9 protein-coding genes are annotated in these 11,578 nt (G+C 61.2%); 3 read left to right on the plus strand and 6 right to left on the minus strand.

Annotation, left to right across the window (positions count from 1 at the left end; genetic code table 11):
* Nucleotides 1-257 precede the first annotated feature (257 nt).
* Nucleotides 258-1,574 (minus strand): xylose isomerase, encoded by a 1,317-nt coding sequence (gene xylA / locus FIV39_RS08475; RefSeq protein ID WP_090402514.1) that lies wholly within the window; start codon nucleotides 1,572-1,574, stop codon nucleotides 258-260.
* A 139-nt stretch (nucleotides 1,575-1,713) separates the two neighbouring features.
* On the opposite strand from xylA, the gene FIV39_RS08480 reads away from it, so the two are divergent.
* Complete coding sequence (locus tag FIV39_RS08480; RefSeq protein WP_090402516.1) at nucleotides 1,714-2,910, plus strand: XylR family transcriptional regulator; 1,197 nt, start codon at nucleotides 1,714-1,716, stop codon at nucleotides 2,908-2,910.
* A gap of 81 nt (nucleotides 2,911-2,991) precedes the next feature.
* Here FIV39_RS08480 and FIV39_RS08485 read toward each other — a convergent pair whose 3' ends face one another.
* Nucleotides 2,992-3,300, minus strand: coding sequence for a DUF6124 family protein (locus tag FIV39_RS08485; protein ID WP_090402518.1), 309 nt, complete (start codon nucleotides 3,298-3,300; stop codon nucleotides 2,992-2,994).
* 424 nt (nucleotides 3,301-3,724) lie between these two features.
* Nucleotides 3,725-6,133: a glucose/quinate/shikimate family membrane-bound PQQ-dependent dehydrogenase gene (locus tag FIV39_RS08490; protein ID WP_090402520.1), complete on the minus strand. Its 2,409-nt coding sequence runs from the start codon at nucleotides 6,131-6,133 to the stop codon at nucleotides 3,725-3,727.
* A gap of 223 nt (nucleotides 6,134-6,356) precedes the next feature.
* Between FIV39_RS08490 and FIV39_RS08495 the strand changes: the two genes are divergently transcribed.
* Nucleotides 6,357-7,658, plus strand: a complete 1,302-nt coding sequence (locus FIV39_RS08495) for an Nramp family divalent metal transporter (RefSeq protein WP_090402522.1) — start codon at nucleotides 6,357-6,359, stop codon at nucleotides 7,656-7,658.
* A gap of 50 nt (nucleotides 7,659-7,708) precedes the next feature.
* On the opposite strand, the gene FIV39_RS08500 is transcribed toward FIV39_RS08495, so the two are convergent.
* Nucleotides 7,709-8,752, minus strand: a complete 1,044-nt coding sequence (locus tag FIV39_RS08500; protein WP_090402524.1) for an LLM class flavin-dependent oxidoreductase — start codon at nucleotides 8,750-8,752, stop codon at nucleotides 7,709-7,711.
* Nucleotides 8,753-8,808: 56 nt separating this feature from the next.
* Nucleotides 8,809-9,294, minus strand: a complete 486-nt coding sequence (locus tag FIV39_RS08505) for a flavin reductase family protein (RefSeq protein ID WP_065925516.1) — start codon at nucleotides 9,292-9,294, stop codon at nucleotides 8,809-8,811.
* A gap of 321 nt (nucleotides 9,295-9,615) precedes the next feature.
* Here FIV39_RS08505 and FIV39_RS08510 point away from each other — a divergent pair, with 321 nt between their 5' ends.
* Nucleotides 9,616-11,022, plus strand: a complete 1,407-nt coding sequence (locus FIV39_RS08510; RefSeq protein ID WP_090402526.1) for a purine-cytosine permease family protein — start codon at nucleotides 9,616-9,618, stop codon at nucleotides 11,020-11,022.
* Here FIV39_RS08510 and FIV39_RS08515 read toward each other — a convergent pair.
* The gene (locus FIV39_RS08515) at nucleotides 11,010-11,576 is read right to left on the minus strand and encodes a sarcosine oxidase subunit gamma (RefSeq protein ID WP_143513858.1); all 567 of its coding nucleotides are present in this window, start codon (nucleotides 11,574-11,576) and stop codon (nucleotides 11,010-11,012) included. The genes FIV39_RS08510 and FIV39_RS08515 overlap by 13 nt on opposite strands.
* Nucleotides 11,577-11,578 lie beyond the last annotated feature (2 nt).

The raw sequence follows: 11,578 nt of genomic DNA on the forward strand, positions 1-11,578 counted from the left end.
GAACACTGTAATTGTGGCTAGCCGGGTGTTGTGGCTAACCGGGCTGTTGTGGCGAGCGGGCTTGTTGTGGCGAGCGGGCTTGCCCGGCGTTGGGCTGCGAAGCGGCCCCAAACCCAGGCACCTCGGTGTGTCAGCTAAAAACACATCGCCTGTAATGGGGCCGCTTCGCGCCCCAGCGCGGGGCAAGCCCGCTCGCCACAACAAGCCCGCTCGCCACAACAAGCCCACTCATCACAACAAGCCTGCTCGCCACACTGTCACCGATAAATAAACCGGTTGACTACCCCCTCCAGCATCTCCTGGCGACCACTCACGGCCTGCGGGTTCAGTTCGTGGGCAAACGCATGTTCGGCCAGCGACTCCAGGCTGAACTCACCGGCCAGCACGGCCTGGCCCAGCGGCTGCTGCCAGCCGGCATAGCGCTGGTCCTTGAACTGCTGCAACTGGTCGTTCTGCACCATGGCCGCCGCACGTTCGAGCGCCAGGGCGAGTACATCCATGGCGGCGACATGCCCGTGGAACAGGTCGACTTCGTCCAGGCTCTGGCGGCGGACCTTGGAGTCGAAATTGTAGCCGCCATTCTTGAAGCCACCGGCCTTGAGGATTTCATAGGTGGCGAGGGTCATCTCCTCGACGCTGTTGGGGAATTGGTCGGTGTCCCAGCCGTTCTGCGGGTCGCCACGGTTGGCGTCGATGCTGCCGAAGATGCCCAGGGACACGGCCGTGGCAATCTCATGGTGGAAGCTGTGCCCGGCCAGGGTGGCGTGGTTGGCCTCGATGTTCACCTTGATCTCGTGTTCCAGGCCGTACTCATGCAAAAAGCCGAACACCGTGGCGCTGTCGTAGTCGTACTGGTGCTTGGTCGGCTCCTGGGGCTTGGGCTCGATCAGCAGGTCGCCCTTGAAGCCGATCTTGTGCTTGTGTTCCACCACCATGCGCATAAAGCGCCCGAGCTGTTCGCGCTCGCGCTTGAGGTCGGTGTTGAGCAGGGTTTCATAACCTTCACGGCCGCCCCACAGCACATAGTTGGCGCCCTTGAGCCGCAGCGTGGCGTTCATCGCGCTGAACACCTGGGCGGCGGCATAGGCGAACACCTCCGGGTCCGGGTTACTGGCGGCACCGGCGGCAAAACGCGGGTTGCTGAAGCAGTTGGCGGTGCCCCACAGCAACTTGATGCCGGTCTGTTCCTGATGACGCTCCAGGTGGTCGACCATCTGCGCAAAGTGGTTGCGGTACTCCTTGATCGAACTGCCTTCCGGCGCCACGTCGGTGTCGTGAAAACTGTAGTAGTCGATGCCCAGCTTGGAGAAAAACTCAAACGCGGCCTCCGCCTTGCCGATGGCCACTTCCATCGGCTCGCCACTGCGCTGCCACGGGCGCTTGAAGGTGCCCATGCCAAACATATCGGCACCGGGCCACACGAAGGTGTGCCAATAACAGGCGGCCATGCGCAGGTGCTCGCGCATCGGTTTGCCGAGGATCAACTTGTTGGCATCGTAATGGCGAAAGGCGAGGGGGGCATCGCTGCTGGGGCCTTCGAAGCGAACCTTCTCGACACCGGGGAAGTACGGCATGGCGTTTTCCTTATTGTTCTTGGCGGTGCCTGGATACTAGCAACGGCACCTGGCCCACTGATTATGAAAATCACCAAGGTGTAGTGCGATTTTGACTGGCGAGGGCTAGTCTGTTGCGACTGGCCCCAGGACAAAAACAATGAAAACCCTACCGCCCGTCCACCGCATCGCCCTGTTGTTTAACGGCAGCAAAATCTACGACCGCGGCATCATCGCCGGCATCGGCAATTACCTGAGCAGCACGCGCGCGTCCTGGGATTTGTTCCTCGAGGAGGATTTTCTCTGTCGCCTGCGCGGTATCGAGCGCTGGCAGGGCGACGGCATCATTGCCGACTTCGACGACCCGCTGATCGGCGAAGCGTTGGCCGACAGCAAGTTGCCGGTGGTGGCGGTGGGTGGCTCGTATGAAGACGCGCGCGCTTATCCCAAGGGCATTCCCTACGTGGCCACCGACAACCATGAGTTGATGAAGCTGGCGTACGAGCACCTGATCGAGGCCGGGCTGACCCGATTTGCCTGTTTCAGCCTGCCCGAGGCCCAGGCCAATCGCTGGGCCCAGGAGCGTGAAAAAGCCTTTCGCCGCCTGCTGCAACGCGATGGTCTGCACGTCGAGGTGTATCGCGGCCTGGGCACCAGCGCGCCGTTGTGGGACAGCGCGGTGGAACAGCAGATTGCCTGGCTGCACAGCCTGCCCAAGCCCATCGGCATCATCGCCGTCACCGACGCCCGCGCCCGACAACTGCTGCAAGCCTGCCTCACCGCCGGCATCGCCGTGCCGGAGCAAGTCGCATTGATCGGCATCGACAATGACCCCCTGACCCGCACCCTCACGCGGGTGCCGCTGAGTTCGGTGATCCAGGGCACGGAAACCATGGGGCGCACGGCCGCCGCCTTGCTGCACCAGATGCTGCACGGCAAACCGTGCGTGGGCACGCAGGTCCTGGTGCCGCCGGAGGCGATCAATGTGCAGGCCTCCAGCTTGCATCAACCCTTGGGTAATCCGTACGTGATGCAGGCGCTGCTGTTTATCCGCCAGTACGCCTGCCAGGGCATCAAGACCGCGCAGGTGGCCGCCTATGTCGGCGTGTCGCGCTCATCCCTGGAAGCGCACTTTCGCAAGGTGCGCGGCTGCAGCGTGCATGACGAGATCCTGCGTTTCAAACTCGCCGCCGCCGCCAAGGGCCTGGAAAGCCACGAACTGGCGATTGCCGATATTGCCGCCAAGTGCGGCTTCAAGTCGGCGCAGTACCTGCATACGGTGTTTCGTCGCGAGTTTGGTTGTACGCCGCGGGAGTACCAGCAGGGTGCGGAGTTTGAGTTGCCCGTGCCTGAGTAAGGCCTTACATACACTGCTGGACCCAATGTGGGAGGGGCGGTGCGACGCTTCGAGTTGCCCCCTCCCACATTTTTAACGCGTTCAGGCAGTTGCTTTTGCGGGTTTCAGGCATTCGATGGAGCGATCCACGGTGGTCTTTGCAATTTCCAGCAAATGCCACACGGCCAGAATCTTCGCCCGTTCGGGGGTTGGTAGCAGGTCACCGCAATCCAGCGCCGTGGCGGAAGCGCTGTCGAGCAAGCTGGCGGTGTAAAGCAGGGTATCTTCGAAACTCAGGTCTTCGTTGACCGAGTGGAGGCCTTGAGTGGGCAGGTAGTGGTCGATGGCGCGGTTGAAGGCGGCGCGGTCTTTGGCGGGATCAAAGGGTGGATCGGGTATGACTTTATTCATGGTGTACCTTCGCGTTGGATGAGGGGCCGACACCTTTCGCGACTAAACGAGGGTGGCGGCTGTACGCAGGTTAGTCGACCGGCTCCAACGCGAAAATACCGGCGCACCCGAAGGTGCCCTGCGCACAGCCACCATAAAACTCATGAAGGACCATGCACGCGTTGGAAGATCAGGCGACTAAACCCGATCACTGATTTGGCAGTGACGGACCGCAGACTAGCCAGCGATTCCAACAGGCACAAGGCGGCAGGGATTGTCTAGGAAACGTCCTGCAATTAATAGCGACCCGACTTGCTGGCCCTTTACAAACCATGACCAAATGCCACTAACGATACCGCTCACCTATTGAAATGCAGGCGATGTAGAAGGGGCTTGTTGCCGATGCCGGAGCGCGCGGTGCAAGGGCACCGCGCGGACAGAGGGGTTATGGCAGGGCGTAGGCGATCACGTAGTCGCCACGGTCGGTGGACTGGCGCGCACCGCCGGCGGTGACCACGATGTACTGCTTGCCGGTTTTCGGCGACACGTAGGTCATCGGGCCGCCTTGGCTGCCGACGGGCAGGCGGGCCTTCCAGATTTCATCACCGTTGCCGCTGTTGAAGGCGCGCAGGTAGAAGTCCTGGGTGCCGGCGATAAAGATCAGGCCGCCCTGGGTCGACAGCGTGCCGCCGAGGGTCGGCAGACCGATCTTGATCGGCAGGTGCATGCGGATGCCCAGCGGGCCGGTGTCTTCAACGGTGCCCACCGGCACTTGCCACGCGACTTTCTGGGTCTTCATGTCGATGGCGGTGAGGGTGCCGAATGGCGGCGCCTGGCACGGAATGCCGGCCACCGACAGGAAGCGGTTTTTGTTCACCGCATACGGCGTGCCCTTGAGCGGTACCGCGCCCATGCCAGTGTTCAGCGCTTCGCCACCGGACGAAGTCTGGGCCTTGTTCTGCGACGGCACCATCTGGATCCACAGGCCCAGGCGCATGTCGTTGACAAAGATAAAGCCGTGCACCGGGTCGGTGGAAATACTGCCCCAGTTCATGCCGCCCAGGGAGCCTGGGAAACTCAGGGATTTATCGGTGCCCGGCGCGGTGTACAGGCCGTCGTAGCGCATGCCCTTGAAGTCGATGCGGCACAGCAACTGGTCGTACGGCGTGGCACCCCACATGTCCGATTCGGTCAGGGTTTGCGCGCCAATCTGCGGCATGCCCACGGATTTCGGCTGGGTTGGCGAGTAGGGTTCGTTGGGGATGTTGGCGGCCTTTACCGGGACTTCCTTGACGTCGGTGAGTGGCTGGCCGGTGGCGCGGTCGAGTACATAGATTTGCCCGGCCTTGGTGCCAATCACCACCGCCGGTACCGCCTTGTCGCTGCCCGGTGGGGTGAAGTCGATCAGGCTCGGCTGCATCGGCAGGTCGAAGTCCCACAGGTCATTGTGGACGGTCTGGTACACCCACTTTTCAGCCCCGGTGGAGGCATCCAGCGCCAATACCGAAGCACCGTATTTGTGGTTGAGCTGGGTGCGTTCCACGCCGTAGATGTCGGTGGACGAGCTGCCCATCGGCAGGAAGACCGTGTTCATCAGCGGGTCATAGGACATCGGCGCCCAGCTGTTGGGGGTGCTGCGCACATAGGTGCTGCCGTCTGCCGGGGCGTGTTTGTCCTCCGGGTTACCTGGATCGAAGGCCCAGCGCATTTGCCCGGTGACCACGTCAAAACCACGGATCACGCCGCCGGGCATATCGGTCTGGACGTTGTCGGCCACGCGGCCACCGACCAACACGGTGGTGCCGGCGATCAACGGCGCGGACGACAGCTGGTAGTAGCTGTCCGGCACATTGCCCAGGCCAGCTTTCAGGTCCACCTGGCCGTGGGTGCCGAAGTCTTCGCAGAATTTGCCGGTGTCGGCATCCACGGCGATCAGGCGCGCATCGATGGTGTTGGTCAGCAAGCGGCGCTGGCATTGCGCACCGGCTGGAACGCTGGCGGCAATGATCGGCGAGCTGTTGGGCTGGGTCGGCTGGGCAATCGGCGCGGTGGCGTCGAAATACGCCATGCCCCGGCAACGCTGCCACACCGCCGACTTGGCGTTGACTTCGTTCTTCCACAGCTCTTTGCCGGTGTCGGCGTCGAGGGCGATCAGGTTGTTGTGCGGCGTGCAGATAAACACCTTGTTGCCGATCTGCAGGGGCGTGAGCTGGTCTTCGGCGCCATTGCCGTCGCTGAGAGCCACGTCACCGGTGTGGTAGGTCCACGCCACTTTGAGCTGGTTAATGTTGTCGCGATTGATCTGGTCCAGCGCGGCGAAGCGGCTGCCACCTTCGGTGTTGCCGTAGTGGGCCCAGTCTTTCTGAGCATCGGCCGGGGCTACCGGGGTGATACCAGGGCCTGCACCGGTTGGGGCGACACTGGGGTGGGCGACAAACATATTGCCCGCCGCAGCCGCCACGCCCACCGCCAACACGGAGGCAACGCCATAGGCACCGCGCGCAGGTCGGCCCGCCAGCAACGGATACACCAGCGCCACCACCAGGCCGATGACCGCGAACATGAACAGCCGCGAGAACAGCGGCCAGAACACCAGGCCCACATCCGCCACCGCCCAGATGGCCGTGCCGATCAGGAACGCCGCGAACAACCATGCACCTGCGGTGTTACGTCGGGCAATCAACAGGCCGGAAACCGCCATGGCTGCGCCGCCGATCACGAAGTACCAGGAGCCGCCGAGGCTGATCAGTTTGACGCCGCCGATGGCCAGCGCGAGGCCGAGCAGGGCGATGATCACGCCCAGGCCCAACAGGAGGAATCTAGAGGCGCCAAGGGCGCTCGATGCTCGTTTCATATCGACAGGACTCGAAGGTGAGAGGGCAAAGACGCGATTTTAGCAAGATAAGTAACCAGTTAGTACATTGTTGCGACAGGTGTTGGCCTGTTGCGAATGGCGCATGCCTGGGTCCGTACGAAACATTTATTAATACTTAACTCACTGTGATAGTTGTACGACGTCTCATCAGTTGTGTTCGACTACCCGCGCTCTCACAAAAAAAATAACGGAGACTCCCCCTATGACCGGTTTTCCTTCTGTCGAAGGCAAGGCTATGGCCAATGCGCCCGGCCATGTTGTACGACTTCTCAAATTGCTCGGCCCTGGCGTCATTGCGGTGCTGTCCTGGCTGGGTGCAGGCGATCTGATTACCTCCTCCGTTGCCGGTGCCAACTACGGTTACGCCATGATGTGGGTGCTGGCAGTGTCCCTGCTGCTCAGGTACCTGATCGTCAACATCATTGCGCGGTTTCAGCTGTGCAATAACCAAGGCATGACGATCCTTCAGGGTTATGCCCAATTGAACCCGTTTTTTGCCTGGTTCCTGCTGGTGTACGCGCTGCTGATGGGGCATTTGATGAATGCCTACATGATCAAGGGCGCGGGTGAAGCCTTGGCCATGCTGTTCAAGACCGACTATGCGCTGCTGTGTTCGGTAGCGGTGGTGCTGGCCGTGTGGCTGCTGGTCGGGCGCAATATCTATTCGATGATCGAAGGCGTGATGAAAGGCCTGCTGGCGATCATGACCCTGGCATTCATTGCCTTGGCGGTGATGTCCGGGCCGGATATGGCGGGCATTGTCAAAGGGACCATCGGTTTCAGCATTCCGCCGGATGAGGGCGTACATGGGGCACTGCTGGTGGCGGTCTCGGTGATCGGTGCGGTGGCGGGCTCGATTGCCAACTTCGTGCACCCCTATGTCATGCGCCAGAAGGGCTGGATCGGCCCACAGCACAAGCGCATCCAACGTAACGACCTGCTATTTGCCGTGTTCGTCGGCATTGTGATCAACCTGGCGATCTGGATTGTGGGCGCCGAGATCCTGCGGCCCAACGGCATTGAAGTGAAGACCTTGGGCGACCTGGGCAAGGCGCTCGAAATCTTCTTCGGCCCGATCGGTTGGTACATCTTCTTTATCGGTGTGTTCGCCACGCTGTTTGCGAGCATCTCCGGTAAAACCACGGCGTTTCCGATGCTCATCACCGACGCCTTCCAGCACGTACGGCCTGGGCGCCGGGAGCGTTACGGCAAAGAGTTTCACCATGACCCGATGCACAAGTGGTTCATGTTGTTCATCCTGGTGACCCCGCTGATCTGGTCGCTGCCGGGCATGCCGGACTTTGTCACGCTGACCATCGGCGTCAGCGCGTTGAACATCATTGGCTTGCCGGTGATTTCCCTCGGCTTGCTAATCATGTCCAACCAGAAGTCGCTACTGAACAAGGAGTACCGCAATAACCTGTTCGAGAACATTGCGCTGCTCTTCGCCACGGGGCTGGCGCTGTGGGTCGCGTTCCAACTGGGTGTCGAACTGTTCAGTTGAGGAGCGGGCGTGCAGGCGTCGCACCTGTGTGATGCGATGCCTGCAGACAGTCAACGAAACGCCGGCACCACCTGCTCGATAAACAGCGCCAGCGACTTCTTCTTCTCGGCATGGGGCAGGCTGTTGTCGCACCAGAAGCTGAACTCATCCACGCCCAGTTCCTGGTAGTAGCGGATGCGCGGGATGATTTCTTCGGCGGTGCCGATCATCGCGGTCTTGTGCAGGCTTTCCAGCTCGAACTCTGGGCGGGCAGCGAATTTTTCTTCCGGGCTCGGCGCCAGGAAACCATTCACCGGCACCTCTTTATTGCCGAACCAGGCATCGAAGGTGCGATAGAACTTCGAGATCGCCTTGGCCCCGACTTTCCAGCCGTCCGGATCATCGGCGGCATGCACGTGGGTGTGGCGCAGCACCATCAGTTGCGGGCGCGGTACGCCGGGATTGTTGTCGAGGGCGGCCTGGAATTTGTTTTTCAGGTCGAGGACTTCTTCGTCGCCCTTCATCAGCGGCGTGACCATCACGTTGCAGCCGTTGGCTACTGCGAAGTTGTGCGAGTCCGGGTCGCGGGCGGCGATCCACATCGGCGGGTTGGGCTGCTGGATCGGCTTGGGCACGCTGGTGGAGGTGGGGAATTTCCAGATGTCGCCGTCGTGGGCGTAGTCGCCTTTCCACAACGCACGCACCACCGGCACCATCTCACGCAGCGCCTGGCCGCCGCTGGAAGCGGGCATGCCGCCGGCCATGCGGTCGAATTCGACCTGGTAAGCACCACGGGCCAGGCCGACTTCCATGCGCCCGTTGCTGATCACGTCGAGCAAGGCGCATTCGCCCGCCACCCGCAGCGGGTGCCAGAACGGCGCGATGATGGTCCCGGCGCCCAGGTGAATGGCGGTGGTCTTGGCCGCGAGGTAAGCCAGCAGCGGCATCGGGCTCGGCGAGATGGTGTATTCCATGGCGTGGTGTTCGCCAATCCATACGGTGCTGAAACCGCCGGCCTCGGCCATCAGGGTCAGTTCGGTCAAGTCTTCGAACAACTGGCGGTGGCTGACACTTTCGTCCCAACGCTCCATGTGTACGAACAGGGAAAACTTCATGACGCTTACCTCTAATCTGTTGTTATTTTCCGCAAATACCGGGTTTGCAGGGAGGGTCAGGCAGGCACGGGCAGGGTACCCATTTTGCCGTGGCAATACACCAGTGGACCATTGGCCTGCTCTGGCACGATCAGGTTCTTTACCGAGCCGACCATAATCGCGTGGTCGCCGCCTTCATATTCGCGCCACAGCTCACACTCGATCACTGCAGTGGCATTCGCCAGGATCGGGTTGCCCAGTGCGCTGAGCGTCCATTCGATGCCTTGGGCCTTGTCTTTGCCCTTGCGCGCGAAGGCGTAGGCTTCATTTTGCTGTCCGCCCGACAAGACGTGGATGGCAAAGTGCCTGTTCTTGATCAGAATGGGATAGGAGTCGGAGCTGTAATTGGGGCAGAACAGCACCAGGGCCGGGTCCATGGACAGCGAGCTGAACGCGCTGGCGGTGAGGCCGACGATCTGCCCGTCGTCATCGAGCGTGGTAATCACGGTGACCCCGGAAGGAAACGAACCCATCACTTGTTTGTAGATGGTGGCATCGATCATGTGACGGTCCTCTGGCGGTGAAACGGTTTTTATCGGGTTGTAGGTATGATGGTATACCGTAATACAAAGCTTGCAAGCGCTTTTTTAAATCCCTGATAAACGTCTTTTGTGGCGAAATATTCAATGAATACGGGGTGTTAGGTTGAAAAATCAAGGAATCAATACGACAAGGAACCGGATCAGTTGCAGGTAAAACCAGCGGATCAGTCTTGTGGAAATGTTGGAATACCATAATATGGTGTTCATCTGAGGGGCGGCCAGAGAGCTCCCCCGGTTTGGCGTCAAACAACTATAAGATCAGACAAACGCGAGTTCATTTCCATGCCCCAGATGTCCCGGCAAGACCCCCTGATCGAGCATCACACGGTCGATTACGTCCCCCTCGCAGAGCGCCATGGAAAGGCCCGCGACCTGTTCACCTTATGGTTCAGCACCAACATCGCGCCGCTGCCGATCGTCACCGGCGCCATGGTGGCCCAGGTGTTCCATCTCAATCTGGCGTGGGGGCTGCTGGCGATTGCCCTCGGGCATCTGCTCGGCGGCATCGTGATTGCCCTCGCATCGGCCCAGGGCCCGCGCATGGGCATCCCGCAGATGGTGCAAAGCCGTGGCCAGTTCGGCCGTTACGGCGCGCTGCTGATCGTGTTCTTCGCCGCACTGATCTACATCGGCTTTTTCATCTCCAATATCGTCCTGGCCGGCAAGTCCATCGTCGGCATTGTGCCGTCGGTGCCAGTGCCCGCGAGCATCCTGATCGGCGCCCTCAGCGCCACCGCCATTGGCGTGATCGGCTACCGCTTTATCCATACCCTCAACCGCATCGGCACCTGGGTGATGGGCAGCGCATTGCTGGCCGGTTTTATCTACATCTTCGCCCATGACCTGCCCGCGGACTTCCTTACCCGTGGCGGCTTCAACGCGGCTGGCTGGTTGGCCACCGTGTCGCTCGGCGTGATCTGGCAGATCAGCTTTTCGCCCTACACCAGCGACTACTCGCGTTATCTGCCGGCGGATATCGGCATCACCCGACCGTTCATTGCGACCTACCTGGGCGCCACCCTTGGCACCATCCTGTCCTTCGCCTTTGGCCTGGTTGCCGCACTGGCCACGCCCGAAGGCACCGAAGCGATGGTCGCGGTCAAGCAAGCCACCGGCTGGCTGGGGCCGATCCTGATGGTGCTGTTCCTGCTCAATATCATCAGCCACAACGCCCTGAATCTGTACGGCGCGGTGCTGTCGATCATCACCTCGGTCCAGACCTTCGCCAGCCACTGGACCCCGAGCATCAAGGTGCGTGTGCTGCTGTCGGGCGTGATCCTCACCGGTTGCTGCCTAGTCGCCTTGGGCGCGTCGGCGGACTTCATCTCGCAATTTATCGGCCTGATCCTCGCGCTGTTGCTGGTGCTGGTACCGTGGGCGTCGATCAACCTGATCGACTTCTACATCATCAAGCGCGGGGTCTATGACATTGCCTCGATCTTCCAGGCGGACGGCGGGGTGTACGGGCGTTTCAACCTGCATGCGATCGTGGCGTACTTCATCGGCATCATCGTGCAACTGCCGTTTGCCAATACGTCGCTGTATGTGGGGCCGTGGGCCAACCTGGTGGAAGGCGCGGACTTGTCGTGGCTGGTGGGACTGGTGGTGACGTGCCCGTTGTATTACTGCCTGGCGACACGTCAACACACCCAAAAGGTCAGGGCGGCGCGGTTGGGCTACACCGACTGAGCCACTCCGCCGAACTCCTCCAACGCATCCCGCAACGCGCCCTCGAAGTATTCCTTCGAGGCGCGATCCCAGAGGATATGAAACGCCGGCAGCTCCACACTCCCTGTGTGGATGACAAGCGCATTGACCCGCGCCACCGACGTCTGCGCCACCATCCCCGGCTTGAAGGCCGGGAAACTCAGATCCACCCCACACAGCTTGGCCATCACCTGTGCAATCACGCCACCGCTGAGCCGCACACAGGCATGGCTGTCCTGGCGCGGCAGCAGGTAGTTGGCGCGGTGGTCCAGTTCCCAGCGCGCTTCTTCATCGGCAATGCGTTGCCCCTGATCCTGCGGGCTGCCCAGCACCAGGTATTCGTTCTGCGACAGGCGCGCCACCCAGCTGCCGTCCGCTTGCGCGCTGGCTTGGTTGGGCGTGCCCGGCAACGTAAAGCCGCGCGCGGTAAGGTACTCGGCGCTTTGTGCGCCGCGAAAGCCGACCCGGGGCAGGTCGGTCTGGTCCTGCAGCTGGCAGGGTGGCGTGAACAATTCTCGGGCTTTCAGACTGGTCATGG

The sequence above is a fragment of the Pseudomonas grimontii genome, assembly GCF_007858185.1.
GTDB lineage: Bacteria > Pseudomonadota > Gammaproteobacteria > Pseudomonadales > Pseudomonadaceae > Aquipseudomonas > Aquipseudomonas grimontii.